This is a genomic window from Stenotrophomonas sp. Y6 (genome assembly GCF_022436665.1).
GTDB classification, from domain to species: domain Bacteria; phylum Pseudomonadota; class Gammaproteobacteria; order Xanthomonadales; family Xanthomonadaceae; genus Stenotrophomonas; species Stenotrophomonas acidaminiphila_A.
The window spans coordinates 1-19,425 of sequence record NZ_JAKUKB010000001.1; the positions used below are offsets into that span (position 1 = coordinate 1).

Annotated in this window: 19 protein-coding genes; all 19 read left to right on the forward strand. The window is 65.6% G+C overall.

What is annotated here, in order from left to right; all coding sequences use genetic code 11:
* The first annotated feature begins 267 nt into the window (after positions 1–267).
* The 19 genes from MKP15_RS00005 (at position 268) to MKP15_RS00095 (ending at position 19,418) form a co-directional block, all read left to right on the forward strand.
* Positions 268–687, forward strand: coding sequence for a CopL family metal-binding regulatory protein (locus MKP15_RS00005; RefSeq protein ID WP_080354476.1), 420 nt, complete (start codon positions 268–270; stop codon positions 685–687).
* A gap of 115 nt (positions 688–802) precedes the next feature.
* Positions 803–2,674 carry a copper resistance system multicopper oxidase gene (locus MKP15_RS00010; protein WP_017354985.1) on the forward strand — a complete coding sequence of 624 codons (1,872 nt, stop codon included), beginning with the start codon at positions 803–805 and terminating at the stop codon, positions 2,672–2,674.
* Positions 2,671–3,948 carry a copper resistance protein B gene (locus tag MKP15_RS00015; protein WP_017354984.1) on the forward strand — a complete coding sequence of 426 codons (1,278 nt, stop codon included), beginning with the start codon at positions 2,671–2,673 and terminating at the stop codon, positions 3,946–3,948. The genes MKP15_RS00010 and MKP15_RS00015 overlap by 4 nt, the downstream gene beginning before the upstream one ends.
* A 12-nt stretch (positions 3,949–3,960) precedes the next feature.
* Entirely contained in the window at positions 3,961–4,731 is a 771-nt protein-coding gene (locus MKP15_RS00020) for a cytochrome c (protein WP_240211413.1), read from the forward strand.
* Between the two features lie 19 nt (positions 4,732–4,750).
* Positions 4,751–5,260 carry a nuclear transport factor 2 family protein gene (locus MKP15_RS00025; protein WP_240211414.1) on the forward strand — a complete coding sequence of 170 codons (510 nt, stop codon included), beginning with the start codon at positions 4,751–4,753 and terminating at the stop codon, positions 5,258–5,260.
* A 14-nt stretch (positions 5,261–5,274) separates the two neighbouring features.
* Positions 5,275–5,799, forward strand: coding sequence for a DUF411 domain-containing protein (locus MKP15_RS00030; RefSeq protein WP_240211415.1), 525 nt, complete (start codon positions 5,275–5,277; stop codon positions 5,797–5,799).
* Between the two features lie 70 nt (positions 5,800–5,869).
* Complete coding sequence (locus MKP15_RS00035) at positions 5,870–6,220, forward strand: four-helix bundle copper-binding protein (RefSeq protein WP_240211416.1); 351 nt, start codon at positions 5,870–5,872, stop codon at positions 6,218–6,220.
* A gap of 171 nt (positions 6,221–6,391) precedes the next feature.
* Positions 6,392–6,775, forward strand: a complete 384-nt coding sequence (copC, locus tag MKP15_RS00040; protein ID WP_240211417.1) for a copper homeostasis periplasmic binding protein CopC — start codon at positions 6,392–6,394, stop codon at positions 6,773–6,775.
* 10 nt (positions 6,776–6,785) lie between these two features.
* Positions 6,786–7,715 (forward strand): copper homeostasis membrane protein CopD, encoded by a 930-nt coding sequence (copD, locus tag MKP15_RS00045; protein WP_144889432.1) that lies wholly within the window; start codon positions 6,786–6,788, stop codon positions 7,713–7,715.
* A 130-nt stretch (positions 7,716–7,845) separates the two neighbouring features.
* Positions 7,846–8,244, forward strand: coding sequence for a heavy metal-responsive transcriptional regulator (locus MKP15_RS00050; RefSeq protein WP_240211418.1), 399 nt, complete (start codon positions 7,846–7,848; stop codon positions 8,242–8,244).
* Positions 8,241–10,697 (forward strand): heavy metal translocating P-type ATPase, encoded by a 2,457-nt coding sequence (locus tag MKP15_RS00055; protein WP_275692429.1) that lies wholly within the window; start codon positions 8,241–8,243, stop codon positions 10,695–10,697. The genes MKP15_RS00050 and MKP15_RS00055 overlap by 4 nt, the downstream gene beginning before the upstream one ends.
* 44 nt (positions 10,698–10,741) lie before the next feature.
* Positions 10,742–11,164: a hypothetical protein gene (locus tag MKP15_RS00060; RefSeq protein WP_240211419.1), complete on the forward strand. Its 423-nt coding sequence runs from the start codon at positions 10,742–10,744 to the stop codon at positions 11,162–11,164.
* Between the two features lie 127 nt (positions 11,165–11,291).
* Complete coding sequence (locus MKP15_RS00065) at positions 11,292–12,614, forward strand: TolC family protein (protein WP_240211420.1); 1,323 nt, start codon at positions 11,292–11,294, stop codon at positions 12,612–12,614.
* Positions 12,611–14,104, forward strand: coding sequence for an efflux RND transporter periplasmic adaptor subunit (locus MKP15_RS00070; protein WP_055765270.1), 1,494 nt, complete (start codon positions 12,611–12,613; stop codon positions 14,102–14,104). The genes MKP15_RS00065 and MKP15_RS00070 overlap by 4 nt, the downstream gene beginning before the upstream one ends.
* Position 14,105: 1 nt before the next feature.
* Positions 14,106–17,255, forward strand: a complete 3,150-nt coding sequence (locus MKP15_RS00075) for a CusA/CzcA family heavy metal efflux RND transporter (protein WP_182335399.1) — start codon at positions 14,106–14,108, stop codon at positions 17,253–17,255.
* Between the two features lie 172 nt (positions 17,256–17,427).
* Positions 17,428–17,940: a MerR family transcriptional regulator gene (locus MKP15_RS00080; protein ID WP_240211421.1), complete on the forward strand. Its 513-nt coding sequence runs from the start codon at positions 17,428–17,430 to the stop codon at positions 17,938–17,940.
* Positions 17,937–18,266 (forward strand): DUF2933 domain-containing protein, encoded by a 330-nt coding sequence (locus MKP15_RS16950; protein ID WP_081759952.1) that lies wholly within the window; start codon positions 17,937–17,939, stop codon positions 18,264–18,266. Before MKP15_RS00080 ends, MKP15_RS16950 begins: the two co-directional genes overlap by 4 nt.
* On the forward strand, positions 18,253–18,918 hold the full coding sequence (locus MKP15_RS00090; RefSeq protein WP_240211422.1) for an isoprenylcysteine carboxylmethyltransferase family protein: 666 nt from the start codon (positions 18,253–18,255) through the stop codon (positions 18,916–18,918). The genes MKP15_RS16950 and MKP15_RS00090 overlap by 14 nt, the downstream gene beginning before the upstream one ends.
* Positions 18,919–18,998: 80 nt before the next feature.
* On the forward strand, positions 18,999–19,418 hold the full coding sequence (locus MKP15_RS00095; protein ID WP_024867875.1) for a hypothetical protein: 420 nt from the start codon (positions 18,999–19,001) through the stop codon (positions 19,416–19,418).
* The last annotated feature ends 7 nt before the right edge of the window (positions 19,419–19,425 follow it).

Here is a 19,425-nt window from a genome sequence, read left to right on the forward strand (position 1 = left end):
CGGCATCGGCCTCACGCAGGAAGCCGATGATCTGTTCCTCGGTAAAACGCTTCTTCACGTCCAATCTCCTTGGGTTGCGGGATTGGACTCCAAATCGCCGTGCTACTCAAAACCGGGGGGACGTCGCGCCTCAACCCGCCCATTGGGCGCTCCTGGAGGGAGCTGCAGTGGCCGTGACTAGTGCGACTGACAAGTGGCGGCATCTCAGGCCTACTTGAGATTTTGTTCACGACCGATACACACGCGCCTTGTCTAAAGTGATTTACAATGTCGCCCGTGTCAGCCTCCTCACTTCTACTGCGACTGCTCCTGATCGTCATGCTCGTGCTTAACGGCGCGTGGTCGGCATTTGCGTCGATCAGTATGAACCCGGCCATGGAAGCGCAGGCCAGCGAAGTGGCTGCCGCGGTGCAAGGCGACGAAGACTGCGTCGCCCATCACAGTGCTGAGAATCATCCCGATGCCACCTCGATTGAAAGGGCTGGCACTGGGCATGGCGACCATGCCGGTCCCGACTGTTGCAAGTCTTCTGCGTGCCGGTGCGCCTGCGTACACGCGTGCGCGAGCGCACTTCCGGCGCGCCTGCATGTTTCGGTGCAACTGGCCTTGGGCCTGGATGTCATGCCGCTGCCCCTAGGGCATGCGGCACCTGCCTTGCCTCATCTGATCCGACCACCGATCGGCTAAGCGTCCCTAAGCGCCGCAATGGCGCCGTTGGTGTGGCTTGCATGCCTATTTATAGGCCAGCCGCCCGCTCTGTACCACCGCCCGCCGGTGGCAACACGACGCTTGGAGCATTTTCATGTCGCATGATGATTTTCGTGGTCCACACGGTGGACCGCCGCTGCTACCTTCGCGGCGGCGATTTGTCCAGGGCTTGGCCTTGGGAGGCGCAGTCGCAGGATTAGGTTTCTGGCCCAAAGCCAGTTGGGCGCTCAAGGGCCCGGGACAACCCAACGTACTATCGGGCACCGAGTTTGACCTAACCATCGGCGAGACGCCGATGAACTTCACCGGCAAGACCCGCACCGCGATCACCGTCAATGGGTCCGTTCCGGCGCCGTTGCTGCGTTGGCGGGAAGGCACCACGGTCAACCTGCGTGTCTCCAATGCATTGCCCGCTAACTCCCTCCATGGCGCGGACACCTCCATCCATTGGCACGGCATCATTTTGCCGGCCAACATGGACGGCGTGCCGGGCCTGAGCTTTGACGGTATCGGACGTGGTGAGACCTACCACTACCGGTTCACCCTGCATCAGGGCGGCACCTACTGGTACCACAGCCACTCGGGGTTCCAGGAACAAGCCGGGCTCTATGGCCCGATCATCATCGACCCATTGGAGCCGGAGCCCTTCAGCTTCGATCGCGACTACGTCGTGATGCTGAGCGATTGGACAGACCTGGACCCGACGGCCCTGTTCGATCGTTTGAAGAAGATGCCGGGCCATGACAATTACTACAAGCGCACGGTCGGCGATTTTGCGCGCGATGTGAAGCGCAACGGCCTGTCGGCCACGTTGGAAGATCGCAAGATGTGGGGCGTGATGCGGATGACGCCCACGGATCTGTCCGACGTCAACGCCAACACCTACACCTACCTGATGAACGGCACGACCTCGCTGGGCAACTGGACCGGTTTGTTCCGCAGTGGCGAGAAGGTGCGCCTGCGTTTCATCAATGGCTCTGCCATGACGTACTTCGATGTGCGTATTCCGGGGCTAAAGATGACCGTGGTGGCAGCAGATGGCTTGTATGTCCATCCGGTTTCCGTCGACGAGTTCCGCATCGCGGTAGCAGAAACCTTCGATGTGATCGTGGAGCCCTCCGGGCAGGACGCATTCACCATCTTTGCCCAAGACTCCGGTCGCACCGGCTACGTCAGCGGCACGCTCGCCGTGCGCGAAGGATTACGCGCGCCCGTTCCGTCTGTGGATCCCCGGCCGCTGCTGACGATGGCAGACATGGGCATGGATCATGGATCGATGGATATGTCTGGCGGCAGCAAGGGCATGGAAGGCGGCTGTGGTGCGGCCATGGGCATGCCTGGCATGACCCCACCTGCCAGCGGTAACGCGACCTCGGCCCATGCAGGCCATGCGATGCCCGCCGCCGGCGATGGTGCCATGGCAGGCATGCAGCACGGGGGCATGCAATCACACCCTGCCAGCGAGACCAACAATCCCCTGTTGGACAACCAGGCCATGAGCGTGAGTTCGCGCTTGGATGATCCGGGTAATGGCCTGCGCGATAACGGCCGTCATGTACTGACGTATTCCATGCTCAAGAGCACCTTTGAAGACCCTGACGGACGCGACCCCGGTCGCGAGATCGAGCTGCATCTGACCGGACATATGGAGAAATTCTCCTGGGGCTTCAACGGTCAGAAGTTCTCCGATGTCAAGCCGCTGCGGCTGAACTACGGCGAGCGTATGCGCATCGTATTGGTTAACGACACGATGATGACCCATCCCATCCATTTGCACGGCATGTGGAGTGACGTGGAGGACGACAACGGCAACTTCATGGTGCGCAAGCACACGGTGGATATGCCGCCGGGTAGCCGACGCACGTATCGCGTGCGTGCCGATGCGTTGGGCAGCTGGGCGTTCCATTGCCACCTGCTTTATCACATGGAAGCCGGAATGATGCGCACGGTGAGGGTCGACGAATGAACATCAATAGACGCGATACCACCCTGACTGCGCTGACGCTGGCTATCTCGCTGGCCCTGGCCAATGCGGCCAGCGCCCAATCCATGCAGCACGGCTCCATGCCGATGGAGCAGGGCGCGCAGACCCAGACTCAGGATCACTCTGCACAACAGGCGCCGACATCAAAACCTGCGCCAGCCCAAAAGCCTGCAACACCGGCCAAGCCGAGCGAAGCGACGATCGATCATGCGACGATGGGCCACGCCGCGCCGCAGGCTAAAGCAGCCGAGCCTGCCATGCAGGGCATGGACCATTCGCAAATGGGGCACGTCTCGCCCGCGAGCACACCTGCGGCGCCCACAGCACAGGCGCAGTCGATGCAGGGCATGGATCACAGTCAGATGGCACAGCCCGCTGCAGCCGACACCTCTAGTACGGCCACGCCTGCGATGCAGGGGATGGACCATTCCAAGATGGGGCACGGCGCGCCTCCGAGCACGCCCGCAACGCCCAAAGCGCAGACACAGTCGATGCAGGGCATGGACCACAGTCAGATGGGACACGGGCCTGCAGTGCCAACGCAGCCGCGCACCCCGATACCCGCGGTGACGGACGCGGATCGCAAGGCGGCCATCGCGCCGGAACACGCGCATCCGGTGCATGACAACTCGATCAAGAGCTACGTGCTGCTCAATCGCCTGGAAGCCTGGGATGCCGATCCGGGCACCGGGCTGGGCTGGGAGGGCCAGGCTTGGATCGGTACGGACCTCAATCGCGTCTGGCTCCGCAGTGAAGGCGAACGCACGGATGGTCAGACCGAGTCGGCTGATCTGGAAGTGCTCTACGGCCGCAGTATCTCCACGTGGTGGGATGTGGTGGCCGGTGTGCGTCATGACTTCAAGCCTGGGGCATCTCAAAACTTCGCCGCTATCGGTGTACAGGGCTTGGCGCCGATGAAGTTCGAAGTGTCCGCCACAGCCTATCTCGGCGAAGGGGGCCAGACTGCCGCCAATGTCGAGGCCGAGTACGAATTGCTGCTAACCAACCGGCTGATCTTGCAGCCGCTGGTGGAAGTCACCGCCTATGGCAAGAACGATCCATTGCGCGGGATAGGTTCGGGTCTGAGTACCGCTGAGGCGGGGCTACGACTTCGTTATGAGTTCACCCGAAAGTTCGCTCCCTACATCGGCGTGGTGTACGAGCGCGCGTTTGGCAATACCGCAGACATGCGACGCGAGCATGGCGAGTCCTTTGAAGACACGCGCTTGGTCATCGGCCTTCGTACCTGGTTCTAAGGGGAACTGACAATGAAATCCAACAAAAGGATGTGGGTATGGCTCGGTGCCGGCGTGGGATTGGTTGCGGTCGCGGCAACTGCCACGGTCTCTCTGGGCGTGTACAACGTGGCCGCCGACGATCCGCATAGTCGCCCGGTGTATGCGCTACTTGAAACGGCGCGCGAGCGTTCCATTGAGGTGCGCGCCGCCAAGCTTCAGGTGCCCACGAACCTGGATGATCCTGAGCGTATCCGCCAGGGTGCGGGCAACTACAACGCCATGTGCGTGACCTGCCATCTTTCGCCAGAGGCGGCGGCCACCGAGATGAGCAAGGGCCTGTACCCCGCGCCACCGAACCTAAGCAAACAGTCGGTCGCTCCAGCTGAGGCGTTCTGGGTGATCAAGCACGGCATCAAGGCCAGCGGCATGCCCGCGTGGGGCGGCAGCATGGACGATGAGTTCATCTGGAACATGTCGGCCTTCCTGCAGAAGCTGCCCACGCTGGACAAGGCCGGTTACCAGGCGTTGGTGGCCAGCAGTGATGGTCATTCGCATGGCGGCGGCGAGACGCAAGGCCACCATGACGACGAAAAGGCCGAGGATCACCCTGCCCCATCCGAGCCGGGCAACAACTCCATGCCGCATGCGCACCCGCCGGGCGTGGACGACGATCACCACGGCCCGACACTCAGCGACACGGAAGTCGGGTTGGTGGACCACCGCCATCCCAACGGCAAGGTGGAGTCGCACCCTGCACCACACACGCCCGTGGCCGGTGACGGCCATGCGCACACCCATTGATCTCCTTGGAGCCCACGCAATGAACGCAACAGCAATCTCGTTCACCCTCGCACTGGCACTGGCCGTCGTGTCCCCCGCAATGGCGCAGGCGACACAGCCGCACGCACATCACCCCGCTGCCGCGGCATCTGCGAACGTCGACGTCCCAGTCACTGCAGAGGCCGCGGTCGCCGTAGCGGAGCGTTTCAACAGCGCCCTGTCTAGCGGCGATCTGGCCACGGTCGAAGCCCTGCTCGCTGCCGACGTTCTCATCCTCGAGTCCGGGGGCGCCGAACACAGCCGCGAGGAATACATGGGCCATCACGCAGTCAGCGATGCGGCGTTCCTCAAGGGCGCCCATCGCCAGCTGCTCCGTCAGCGTGCACGAACCGCTGGCGAGTTCGCGTGGGTCGGAACCGAAAGCGAGCTGCACGCCCAGAAGGACGGCAAGCCACTGACCGTCCAGAGCACCGAAACGATGGTGCTGAAGCAGACCGCCGATGGCTGGCGGATCGTCCACATCCACTGGTCCTCGCGGACCAAGCGCTGAGCGGAGAACCAGAAATGAAAACCTGCAGATTGAACCGACTGGCGTGGGCGGCTTTTGCGGTCGCCGGCCTGGGTGCCTGCACCCAGGCGGCTACACCCGCGCAATCCACCATCGCGCCCACAGCGCAGGTCGCCCCGAAAACGGCCGACGCGACTCCCGCTACCCTGCCACGCATGACGGTCCACAAGACCCCGACCTGCGGGTGCTGCGGTAGCTGGATCGACCACGTGAAGAAGGCGGGGTTCACCGTGGATGTGCATGACATGGATGACCTGGGTCCGGTCAAGGAGCGCCTGGGTGTCCCCTATGCAAAGGGCTCCTGCCACACGGCGGAGGTCGGCGGATACGTCATCGAAGGCCATGTCCCGGCCGAGGACATCAAGCGCCTCCTCGAAGAAAAGCCGGACGCACGCGGCCTGGTCCTGCCCGGAATGCCGCTCGGTTCGCCGGGCATGGAGGTCCCGGAAGGACGCCAGCAGCCGTATACGGTCGAGCTGGTCCATCACGACGGAACCACCGAACCCTTCGCACAGCATTGATCCGCAAGAGCAACAGGGGGCGGTGTTGCGGGCGCGCCGATTCTCGTCCGCGATGAAGCAGGAGATCCACATGACTCACCATTCCGAAGACCACCGGTCTCAGGCCATGAACGAGTGCATCGACAACTGCACGCAATGCCACGCGATCTGCCTGGAGACCATCAACTATTGCCTGGGCAAAGGCGGTGCCCACGCAGCACCGGAGCACATCGCCCTGCTGGCGACGTGTGCCGATATCTGCGCCACCAGCGCCGACGCGATGCTGCGTGGCGCCAGCGTTCACTCCGTCGTTTGCGGTGCCTGCGCGGAGATCTGCCGCCAGTGTGCCGATGCATGCGATGCCATGAACGACCCCGAGATGACGCGCTGCGCCGATGCCTGTCGCCGCTGCGCGGAAAGCTGTAGTGCCATGGCAGCCTGATGCGTCGGGGATCCCGCCGTAACCAGCGGGATCCTCACTTCGCGAAACCACAAGCATCAAGAGTCGACGAACCGTTGTTTCACTGACAAGCAGGCAGCCAACGCTGTCGGGTCCACCACTGCACGGCCCCAGGAACGGGACCTTGCATCACACTCGCAAAGAGGACAATCCATGAAGTCGTCAAACCTTTTCCGCTCCTTCGCGCTCGTCCTGGCGATCGCTGCAGGGCAGTTCTCGCTGCAGATCGCGCATGCCCACGCTGCGCTGCAGCAGTCCACACCGGCGGCAGATGCGGTGGTGGCCTCTCCAGGCCAGATCGATCTCGTGTTCAACGAAACACTGATTCCGCGGGCGTCGCGTCTCAAGTTGCTCATGAAGCACGGCAGCTCCGCCATGCCGATCGAGAACTTCACCACCGAGATCGTCAACAACGGAAAGACCCTGCGCGCCAGGTTGACTGGTCCGCTTGCTCCGGGCGTCTACACCGTGGAGTACCGCGCGGTCGGTAGTGACAACCACCCCATGCCGGGCAGCTTCAGCTTCACGGTGCGCTGAGGAGTCGCGAATGTTCGACCTGTCGGCTTACGCACTGAGATTCCTGGAATACCTGGTTCTCATGCTTCTTTTCGGCGTCCCACTGTTCGGTTGGTACGGTTTGCGTCGACCGGCACTCGCCCACACCCTGGCCGGGTGGCCATTCATGGGCGTTCTGTTGGTGAGTGCCGCCGTCGGTCTCGTGCTCACCGGGGCCGATGTCGTCTTCAAGACCGCGGGCATCATGGGAATGCCGATTGCCGACGTTGATCGCGAATCGCTTGGCTGGTATCTGCTTGATACGTCCGCAGGCCGCGCAGCCATTGCGAGAGGCGCGCTGCTGATCGCCATGGTATTTGTGCTCGGGTGGCATCGTCGCCGCGGGAAGGTGGAGTCCGCCTACCCGCTGTCGGCGACGCTGGCGGGCGGCGCCCTCGCCTCGCTGGCATGGAACGGCCACGCCGCCGCTGGCGAGGGCGTGGCAGGCGCGGTCCGGCTCTCTGCGGGCCTCGTCCATCTTCTCGCTGCAGGCGGCTGGATCGCAGCGGTCCTGATGTTCCTGGGAATGCTCCTGCGCGGCAAGGACGCTGCGGGCAACGGGCGTCTGCGATCAACGCATGACTTCCTGCATGGATTCTCGACGCTGGGAACGATTTTCGTTGCTGCGCTCATCGTGTCTGGCATCGCGCATTACGGTGATCTCACCGCGTGGTCATTGTCGGCGCTGGTCCAGAGCACCTACGGAAACCTGTTGCTGTTCAAGCTTGCCCTGTTCGGCGGAATGCTGGGCCTGGGAGCGCTGCACCGATGGACGCTGGTGCCGCGCCTTGAACGGGCGCTGGCCGGCGGAGATCCCTCGCAGGAGGTGCGAGCCTTGCGGCAGAGCGTTGCGGCCGAGGCTGCGCTGGCGATCCTGATCCTGATTGTTGTTTCAATGCTCGGGACGCTCAGTCCTGTGTAGCGGTTGCAGTCCCTACGGCAGCTCGAGGCTGGTACCGAAGTCAACGGGGATCAGCGCGGGGGCACTACCACTTGACTCTGGACCATGGTCAAGGGCAGACACTCGGCATCTGGTCCAACGGAGCGCTCCCATGCAGATAGGTCAACTCGCCAGGCGGACACACGTGCCCATCGACACAATCCGCTACTACGAGAGCCACGGCATTCTGCCCGTCCCTATCCGCCGCGATTCTGGATATCGCTCCTACGACGATGCCGACGTGGCGCGCCTGCATTTCGTGCGTCGCGCCAAGGCGCTGGGCTTCACGTTGCGCGAGATCAGCGAATTGCTTCAGCTCTTCGGGCGGTCGGGTGAGGACATGGCGGCGGTACGTGCGTCGGCGGCGGCACGCCTCGTCGACGTCGAGCGCAAGCTGGATGAACTCGCACGCATTCGCGATGGGCTACGCCAACTTGTCGCTGCCTGCCCCGGTCAGGGTGGCATCCAGGACTGCCCGATCCTGGGCGCCTTGTCGAAGGAAGACGCATGAACACGCACGACCACCACCAGCAGGCACACGGACATGGCAGCAGCACTGGCGGGCGCGCGCCTGAAGGGGGTCCGCCAACCGCGCCTCCCGGAACGGTGAAGGATCCGGTCTGCGGAATGAACGTCGACCCGAAGACGTCGCCCCACCACGCCGTAAACGCTGGCACGACGTACCATTTCTGCTCGGCTGGCTGCCGCACGAAGTTCGTCGCCGACGCCGGAAAGTACCTCGCCCCCGGGCCGATCGAGCCAGCGGCCGCAGTTCCGGGCGCCATGTACATCTGCCCGATGCACCCCGAAGTCCGCCAGGACCATCCCGGTACCTGCCCGCTCTGCGGCATGGCTCTGGAACCGGAGATGCCCGGGCTTGACGACGAGGCGAACCCGGAGCTCGTCGACTTCAGCCGCCGGTTCTGGTGGACGCTTCCGCTGACGGTGGCGACGCTCGTGCTGGCCATGTTCGGCCGGCATCTCCCGAGCCTCGAACTAGGCGGCGTGCAGATCCTGCCGCTGTCCATCCACGTGCAGACCTGGGTCGAACTGTTGCTGACCACCCCAGTCGTACTGTGGGCCGGCTGGCCGTTCTTCGAACGCTGCGTGCAGTCGATCCGCAACCTCCATCCCAACATGTTCACGCTCATCGGGATCGGCGTAGCAGCGGCCTTTGGCTACAGCTTGGCCGCCACCCTGGCACCTGGGTTGTTCCCGGCCTCGTTCAACGAGCACGGGCGCGTCGGCGTGTACTACGAAGCGGCGGCGGTGATCGTGTCGCTGACCCTGCTCGGCCAGATGCTGGAGCTGCGGGCGCGTTCGAAGACATCCGCGGCGATCAAGGGCCTGCTTGGGCTGGCGCCGAAGGAAGCCCGACGGCTCAATGCCGATGGCACCGAGGAAGACATCCCGCTGACCCACGTGCACGTCGGCGACCAGCTTCGCGTGCGGCCCGGTGAGAAGGTGCCGGTGGATGGTGAAGTGGTGGAAGGGCGCTCCAGCGTCGACGAGTCGATGCTCACCGGCGAGCCGATCCCGGTCGAGAAGACCGCGGGCGACCAGGTCATCGGCGCGACGCAGAACGGCACAGGTGCGCTGGTGATCCGCGCCGCCAAGGTGGGTTCCGATACCGTGCTCTCGCAGATCGTGCAGCTGGTCGCGCAGGCGCAGCGCTCGCGCGCACCGATGCAGCGGATGGCCGACACCGTCGCCTACTGGTTCGTGCTCGCGGTGCTGGCGATCTCGGTAGCGACCTTCTTCATCTGGGGCTTCTTCGGCCCGGACCCGTCCTGGACCTACGCGGTGCTAAACGCGGTCTCGGTGCTGATCATCGCCTGCCCCTGCGCGCTGGGCCTGGCGACGCCGATGTCGATCATGGTCGCCACGGGCAAAGCGGCGCAGGTCGGAGTGCTGTTCCGCGATGCCGAGGCGATCGAACACATGCGCCGCATCGACACCCTGATCGTCGACAAGACCGGCACGCTCACCGAAGGACGCCCGGCGTTCAAGGAAGTCGTGTCCTTCGACGGCTTCGACGCCGACCGGGTGCTGCATCTCGCGGCCAGCCTGGACCAAGGCAGCGAGCATCCGCTGGCCGACGCCATCGTCGCCGAGGCCCGGCGCCGGAACTTCGAGTTCGACCGCGTGGAGGACTTCGATTCGGTCACCGGCATGGGGGTGCGCGGAACCGTAGCCGGTCATGCGCTTGCCTTGGGCAATACCGCATTGATGGAGGATCTAGGCGCCAATCCCGGCGCGCATGTCGACGTGGCCGAGCGGATGCGTCGCGAGGGTTCAAGCGCCATGTTCCTCGCCGTGGACGGGCGCCTCGCGGGCCTTGTCGCGGTCGCCGACCCGATCAAGGCGTCGGCTGCGGTCGCCATCAACGAGCTGCAGGCCGCCGGGCTGCGCATCATCATGGCCACTGGCGACGGGCTCACCACCGCACGCGCCGTGGCCGCCGAACTCGGCCTGGACGAAGTGCATGGCGAGGTCCGTCCCGAGGACAAGGCCGAGCTGGTGCAGCGCCTCAAGCGCGAAGGACGGCGGGTGGCGATGGCGGGCGACGGCATCAACGACGCGCCAGCCCTCGCCGCGTCCGACGTCGGCATCGCCATGGGCACGGGCACCGATGTCGCAATGTCCAGCGCCCAGATCACCCTGGTCAAGGGCGACCTGCGCGGCATCCTGCGCGCCCGCAAGATCTCGCAGGCCACGGTGGCCAACATGAAGCAGAACCTCACTTTCGCGTTTCTCTACAACGCGCTGGGGGTTCCAATCGCGGCCGGGGTGCTGTACCCCGCGTTCGGGATCCTGCTGAGTCCGATGGTCGCGGCGCTTGCGATGAGCTTGAGCTCGGTGTCGGTGGTCGCCAACGCGCTTCGCCTGGCCAAGACGGCGGCAGTTCCGACACCACCAAGGGCGACCGCGCCGGACCATACCTCCGGTCTGGCCCCGGATTGATCTGGATCAGTTGCATCTGACCGAGCAAAAGGTAACCTCAAGCCATGATCCGCCGTCGTCACCGTAGCTGGTTCCAGCGCACCGTCCTCCTCGCGATGGCGGCATTGCTCTGGTCCCAGTTCGCGCTGGCCAGCCATGGCGGCTGCCTGGGTCTTCCGGGCACACCCGCCGCCGCAGTCGCGGCCGGCGCGGATGCCCCCCACGACCACGGCCACGGCTGCGACGCGGAGCTTCCCTCGGCGGACAGGGCGGTGTGTGCCGCGCACTGCAGCGAGGGGGGTATTTCGGCCGACAGTGGGCGCATCCCACCGGTCCCGCCGCTGTTTGTCGGAGCGTGGGTCTCCTGGTTCGTCGTGGCCGAGGTCGCCGATGCCGGCCCAGGGGTCACGCCCAGCTGGGTGGAATCGCCCCCCAGGCCCGCCTGGCACCGCCCCACCGCCCATCCAGCGGCTCTCCTGCTGATCTGATGCCCGAACGCTGACTGCTCCGCACGCCTCTGTGCGGCGCAGTGCTGTGCGTTCGTGCCGTGCGCGTCACGGCATGTGTTCTGCCTCGTCCGAGCGACCTGCGTCGCGTCGGCCCAAGGACACTGATATGGCATCCCTGTTCGACCCGATGCAGGCCAGGCGCCTGCACCCTTACCCGCTGTTCCGCCGTCGGCCACTGCTCCGGCACCTGCTTGCCTGCGTGTTCGCCGGCGGCTTGTGGACGCTGGCGCTGCCCGCGACCGCCACCGAACCCATCCCGGGGCACAGCCTCGAGTCGATCCGCACCTGGGTTCTGGAACACAACCCCGAGCTGCGGGCCATGGACTTCGAAACCCAGGCCGCCGAAGCGAGGATCCTTCCCGCAGGTGCCCTGCCCGATCCGATGGCCTCGGTTGGATTCCGCGGCCTCGATCCGGACAAGCCCTGGCGCACCGCCGGTGCCGAGCGCGAGGTGAACTACGCGCTGCGTCAGCGCTTCCCGCTCTGGGGCAAGCGTGGTCTGGCGCGGACCGCGGCCAGCCAGGACGCGGTCGCGGTCGGGCTTGACCGCATCACCGCGGCGCGCGACCTGCTGGCAGAGGCTGAAGCGGCGTACGTGCGCTACTGGCATGCCGATCAGGCCGTGGCCGTGCTCGACCGCCGCATCGCCCTGCTCCGGCAGGTCGAGGAAATAGCCGGCGTGCGCTACGCCTTGGGTCGCGCGGCGCAGCAGGATGCCATCCGCGCCCAGGTCGAGCAGACCAGCCTACAGCGCGAGCGGATCGAACGCCTCGCGACCAAGCAGGAGGCGGCCGCCACCTTGAACGCGGTGCTGGGACGCCGTTCCGATGCACCGCTGGCGACTCCCGATGAGGCGCCGCGCCTCGTCGTCCACAGCGCCTCGCTCACCGAGGCACTGGATGACGCAAATGCGCACCCCGCGGTGCGCTCGCAGCAGGCCCGCGCCGAGGCCGCGCGCACGAACGTGGTACTGCAGCGTCGCAACCGCTTTCCCGACATCACCGTGGGCGTGGGTGCGATGCAGTACGGCAACGGCATCGAAAGCACCGAGCTGATGCTCGAGGTCGAGATCCCGTTCCAGCAGCGCGCCCGCCGCGAACGCGAGCGCGAGTCGCGCCTGCTCGAAGACGCGGCGCTGGCCCGCAGAGATGCCACGTTGCGGGCCGTCGAGGAAAGCGGCGCCTCCGCCTGGTCGCAGTGGACCAGCGCACGCGAGCGCCGCGCGCTGATCGAGAACACGCTGCTGCCGCAGGCCGACGCCACCTGGCAGTCCGCGCTGGCCAGCTACCAGGTCGGCGAAGTCGACTTCGGGACGCTGCTGGAAGCACTCAATGAATGGCAGGGCGCCGACCTCGCACGGGTCGATGCACTGCGTGACGAACTGTTGGGCGCCGCCGCCGTGCGCGCCATCGAAGGAGATATCCGATGACCCGTGTCCAGACCCTGTCGCTCGCCATCGGCGTCGCACTCGCCGCACTCGCCGTCGGCTGGATGGCGGGCCGCGCCACGAACGATTCGCCCACCGCAGCCACGTCCGCCGAGGCAGCGGCCGCGGAACGCAAGGTGCTCTATTACCGCAATCCGATGGGCCTGGCGGACACGTCGCCGGTGCCGAAGAAGGATTCGATGGGCATGGACTACGTCCCGGTCTATGCCGACGACGCCCCGCCGGCGGCGCCGGGTACGGTGGTGCTGCCCCCGGACAAGGTGCAGGCGCTGGGCGTGCGCACCGAGGCGGTCAAGCGAGGAGCCATGTCCGCCACCGTGCGCACCAGCGGCACGGTCGAGGTCGACGAGACCCGGCAGTACGCGATCGCGCCCCGCTTTGAAGGCTGGGTGGAGCGGCTGTACGCGAACCAGACCGGCATGCGCGTCCGCGCCGGGCAGCCGCTGCTCTCCGTCTACAGCCCACAGTTGGCGGCGGCGCAGCAGGAATACCGGCTGGCCGACGAGACCGCCCGCAGGTTGGCCGGGTCCGATCCCGCGAGCGCGGCATCGATGACCCGCCTGCGCGATGCCGCACGCACCCGCCTGCGCAACTGGGAAATCAGCGACGCGCAACTCGGCAAGACGGGGCTGGTGCTCACCGCGCCCGCGGACGGGGTCGTGATCGAGAAGCCGGTGGTCCAGGGCGCACGCTTCGAGCCCGGCGAAACCATCCTGCGCCTGGCGGACCTGTCGACGGTGTGGGTGATCGCGAAGGTCCCGGCGGCGCAGGCCGCGGGCATCCAGCCCGGCCAGCCCGCACGCTTTGAAACCGTGGCCTTGCCGGGCCAGGTGGCCGAGGGCGCGGTCACCTTCGTGCAGCCCGTCATCGATGCGATGACGCGCACCGTGGATGTGCGCATCGCCCTGCCCAACCCCGACGGCGACCTCCGGCCGGGGCTCTACGGGACGGTGGTGCTGGAGGAGCCGGGTGCTGGACCGGTCCTGACCGTTCCGCGCTCGGCCGTGCTCGACAGCGGCACGCGCCAGGTGGTGCTGGTCGAGACCGGCCCCGGCCGGTTCGCACCGCGCGACGTCACCCTGGGTCGCCGTGGCGGCGATCGCATCGAAGTGCTCGACGGGATCGCCGAAGGCGAACAGGTCGTGGTCTCCGCCAACTTCCTGATCGACGCCGAAAGCAACCTGCAGTCGGCACTCCAGGGGCTTGAGGGTCATGCAGGACACGGCGCGCCTTCGGGCACCACTGAGGATCCACACGCCGGGCACGGTGAGGACGCCGTCGATCCGCACGCAGGTCATGTTGACGAGGTCGCTGATCCCCACGCAGGCCATGCCATACCGGCGACATCGGGAGATCCACCGGCTGCCGCCAGCGATCCTGGCGCGTCCGACGGCCATGACAGCCATGGCGACCATGGAACGATGAACGACCACGGCACACCTGCTCCCGCCACCAGCCACGAGGGGCACTGACATGCTTGGCCGTCTCGTTGAATGGTCGGTGCGCAACGTCTTCCTGGTGCTGCTGATGGCGCTGGCGATTGTCGCCGGTGGCATCTACGCACTGATGAAGACGCCGCTGGACGCACAACCGGATCTGTCGGACGTGCAGGTGATCGTGTTCACGGAGTACCCGGGGCAGGCGCCCCAGGTGGTCGAGGACCAGGTCACCTATCCGCTGACCAGCGCCCTGCTCGCGACGCCGAAGTCGAAGGACGTCCGCGGCTTCTCGTTCTTCGGCGCCTCCTTCATCTACGTCATCTTCGAAGAAGGCACGGACCTGTACTGGGCGCGCTCGCGCGTGCTCGAGAACCTCAACGTCGCATCGAAAAACCTGCCGGCTGGCGTGGCACCGGCACTGGGACCCGACGCGTCCGGCGTGGGCTGGGTCTACCAGTACGTGCTGCAGAGCGACCGCCACTCGCTGGACGAGCTGCGCGCGATGCAGGACTGGTACCTGCGTTACCAGCTCACCACCGCGCCCGGCGTGGCCGAGGTCGCCAGCGTCGGCGGTTTCGTGCGCCAGTACTCGATCACCGTTGATCCGCTCCGGCTGCGCGAGTTCGACATCCCGATTTCACGGGTGTCCGAGGTGATCGCCGAGAGCAACCGCGACGTCGGCGGCCGCGTGATCGAGATGGCCGAGACCGAGTACATGGTGCGGGGCCGCGGCTACCTGCGCGGTATCGAGGATATCGAGAGCCTGGTTCTGCGCGCCGAAGGGGGCGCACCGGTGCTGATCGGCGACGTCGCCCGGGTCGAACTGGTACCCGATGAGCGCCGTGGCATCGCCGACCTGGACGGCGAAGGCGACGTCGTGGGCGGGATCGCCATTGCGCGCTTCGGCGAAAACGCCCTGGCCGTGATCGGGGGGGTGAAGGAAAAGATCGCCCAGCTTGCGAGTGGACTCCCCGAGGGCGTCAGCGTCCAGGCGGTCTACGACCGCTCCGATCTCATCGTGCGCGCGATCAAGACGCTACGCACGACGCTGCTCGAGGAGAGCCTGATCGTCGCACTGGTGTGCCTGGTATTCCTGTTCCATGCGCGCAGCGCGCTGGTCGCGATCGTCATGCTGCCCGTCGGCGTGCTGATCGCGGTGATCGCGATGCGCATGCTGGGCATGAACTCCAACATCATGAGCCTGGGCGGCATCGCGATCTCGATTGGCGTGATGGTCGACGCGGCGATCGTGATGATCGAGAACGCGCACAAGCACATCGAGCGCTCCGACGGCTCCCGCAGCCGGACCCAGCTGATCATCGATGCCTGTCGCGAGGTCGGGCCGGCGCTGTTCTTCAGCCTGATGATCATCACCGTCTCGTTCCTGCCCGTGTTCGCCCTGGAGGCTCAGGAAGGTCGCCTGTTCAAGCCGCTGGCCTTCACCAAGACCTTCGCGATGGCCGGTGGCGCGCTGTTGTCGATCACGCTGGTACCGGTACTCATGCTGCTGTTCGTGCGCGGCAAGATCGTGCCCGAGCACAAGAATCCGGTGAACCGGTTCCTGGTTGCGGCCTATCGGCCGGTGATCAACGTCGTTCTGCGGCATCGCATGGCCACAATCATGTTTGCGTTGGTCGCCCTGTTTGCAAGCCTGTGGCCTGCATCGCGGCTGGGCAGCGAGTTCATGCCAACCCTCAACGAAGGCACGCTGCTGTACATGCCCGCGTCGCTTCCGGGCATGTCGGTGACCAAGGCCTCGGAGCTGCTGCAGCAGCAGGACCGGATCATCAAGGGCTTCCCGGAAGTGGAGTCGGTGTTCGGCAAGGCGGGCCGTGCCCTGACGGCCACCGATCCCGCACCGCTGGAGATGTTCGAGACCGTCATCAACCTCAAGCCCGAGGACGAATGGCGGGACGGCATGACCACCGACAAGCTCATCGCCGAGATGGACGCGGCGCTGAAGTTCCCGGGCGTCGCCAACTCCTGGACGATGCCGATCAAGGCGCGCACCGACATGCTGGCCACCGGCATCCGCACGCCCGTGGGCATCAAACTCTTCGGCACGGACCTTGAGCAACTCGACGCGCTGGCCACCGAGATCGAAGCCGTGGTGCGCGAAGTGCCGGGGACGACCAGCGCGTTCGCCGAGCGCCTGACCGGCGCCTACTACCTCGACATCACCCCCGACCTGGGCCGCCTGGCGCAGTACGGCGTAACCCTGGGCGAGGTGCAGGACGTGGTGGCGGCCGCGCTCGGCGGCGAGATCGTCACCACCATCCTCCAGGGCCGTGAGCGCTTCAGCGCGATCGTGCGCTATCCCCGCGAACTCCGCGACGATCCGCACCGGATAGGCAGCCAAGTCCTGGTGCCGGTGCCCGGCGGCGCCCAGGTGCCGCTGGGCGAACTGGCGCGGATTGAGGTCAGGAAGGGTGCGCCGAGCATCCGCACCGAGAACGCGATGCTGGCGGCGTACATCTACGTCGACACCCGAGAGAGCGATCTCGGCCGCTACGTGAAGGCTGCGCAGGAAGCGGTCACCGAGCAGGTGCAGTTCCCGCCTGGCTACTACGTGACCTGGAGTGGACAGTACGAATACATGCAACGTGCCGCGGAGAAGATGCGTGTCGTCGTTCCGGTGACGCTGGCGCTGATTTTCCTGCTGCTGTACCTCAACTTCCGCCGTGTCACCGAGTCGCTGATCGTGATGCTGTCGGTGCCCTTCGCACTGGTCGGTGGCATCTGGCTGATGTGGATGCTCGACTACAACACCAGCGTCGCGGTGATCGTGGGCTTCATCGCGCTGGCCGGCGTCGCCGCGGAAACCGGCGTGGTGATGCTGATCTACCTCGACCACGCACTTGAAGCGCGTGCCGCGCAGAGGCAGGCCGAAGGCCGGGCACTGGATTCACGGGACCTGCGCGAGGCCATCATCGAAGGCGCGGTCGACCGCGTGCGCCCGAAGATGATGACCGTGGTCGCGATCATGGCGGGCCTGCTGCCCATCATGTGGAGCAGCGGTACTGGCTCGGAAGTCATGCGCCGAATCGCTGCGCCGATGGTAGGTGGCATGGTGTCTTCGACCATCCTCACCCTGGTCGTGATCCCGGCGCTGTACTCGCTGATCAAGCAGCGGCAGCTGGCCAGGAAGCCGCACCCCTCCTCCGCACTACCCAAGGAGAAGTAGTGATGGGGCCGTTCAACGCAGGCAGGGACCGACGGTTCATGCAACTGTGGCCGCGAACATCCGTCCGTCTACGGCCAATTCGCGCATTACTGGCTTCGCCCACCGCAAGGCCGGTTGACCTGTGTGCGAGACACAGGTCTAGCCTGATCAACACCTCGCCGGGAGCAAGCCGATGACGACCAAGGAAGAAGTGACGCTGCCGCTGATGACGGTCCGCCAGCTGGCACGGCAGGGCGATGTCACGGTGCATGTGGTGCGCAACTACCTGCGGCGCGGCCTGCTGCAGGCGGCGAGGCACACCGAGAGCGGCTACCAGCTGTTCTCGGCTTCGGAGCTCCAGCGCCTGCGCTTCATTCGCACCGCCCAACAGCTCGGCTTCACGCTGGCGGAGATCGAGGAAATCGTCCGCCACAGTGTTCTGCGAAGGAGTCCCTGCCCGCTGGTGCGCGACATCATCCGACGCAGACTCGAAGACACCCGCCAGCAACTGGACAACCTGCTGGCCATGCACGGGCGGATGGAGCATGCCGTCCACGCCTGGAATTCGCTGCCGGACTCCATCCCGACTGGCGACGATGTCTGCGCATTGATCGAATCCGTTGCAGCCGCTGAGGGCGGCGGATTCGTCAGGTCCACCCCGGGGCGACTCCCTGGACGCCGCCCCACTCAGGAGAACTTGCCATGACTGTTCCTGGTCCTGCCACCTCAGGGTCCCGACGTTGGGTCTTCTGGATCTTCCTGGCGCTGGCCCTGTTCTATCTCGGCGTCGAGCACCGCGCCCACCTTGCGGGGACGCTCCGCTGGCTGCCGCTGGCCATCTTGCTGCTGTGTCCCTTGATGCATGTGTTCATGCACAAAGGGCATGGCGGTCATGGAGGCGACGGAAGTCATGGGCGCGACGGCAATGCCGACGACCCACCCCATGGCCACCATCAGAGCCGTCGGAACCGGGCATGGAACGACGAAACGTCCGACACCTCGAACGAAGGACACCGACATGCACGCACCTGACTCCGGCTACGGTCTTTGGCTCCTCGCCGCCATCAACGCCGCGTTCTTCGTCTTCTTCGCCTGGAGCTTCTACAAACCGCTGACCCGTTGGGACTGGCGTGGGTTCGGTATGTTCTCCGCCTTCGTCGTGGCCCTGTTCGCGGAAATGTATGGCTTCCCGCTGACGCTGTACGTCTTGGGCGGGTGGCTCAGCGCCAACTATCCGCAGGTCAACTGGCTCAGCCACGACGCCGGCCATCTGCTGGAGATGTGGTTCGGCTGGCGCGCCAATCCGCATTTCGGTCCATTCCACCTGGCGAGTTTCATCCTGATCGGCGGCGGGTTCTGGCTCCTGTCGGCAGCCTGGCCCGTGCTGTATCGGGCACAGCGTGAGGGTCGGCTTGCCCGGGAGGGCGTGTATGCACGCATGCGTCACCCGCAGTACGTCGCCTTCGTACTCGTACTGACTGGTTTCCTCCTGCAGTGGCCCACGCTGCTCACGCTCGCCAGCTATCCGGTGCTGGTGTGGGCCTATGCCCGCCTCGCGCGTCGTGAGGAGAGAGATTGCCTGAGCCGCTTCGGCGAGGACTACGTGAGCTACATGCAGGAGGTGCCGGCCTTCATACCGCGACGCCGGCGCGGTCCTGTCCGATCGGCGGGGGAAGTCCGATGAAGGCCGACCGTCGTGTTCCATCCCTTTGTGCTCTCGCAGTCTCGCTGTTTCGCCTCACATCCATTCAAGGAGTCCACACAATGAACAACGTCACACATGCCGCCTGTTTTGCTGGCCCACGCACCAATCCCAATCGCTGGTTCGCCGCGCTGGCGCTGGCGGGCGCCTTTGCCTTCTCCTTCGCACTGCCGGGGGCTGCTTCCGCGAGCGAAGGCGGGTTCCGCCACAACGTGTTGATGCGCGGCCAGGTTCTGGAGACGCAGGACGACACACTGGTGGTCTGCGTCGGCAAGGCCGACGGAGCCCAGGTCGACCAGGTGCTGGATGTGATCCGGCACAAGCGCCGTAACCGCGGTCCCCGGGATATCGGGCCGCGCTTTCGCCGGGAAGCCGTCGGTCAGGTGCGCATCACCGGGCTGTTCGACGACCACTACGCAGAGGCTGAAGTGATCTCCGGAAAGCCCAAGGTCAATGACATCGTCGAGCTGATTCGACCGTGAGCAAGCC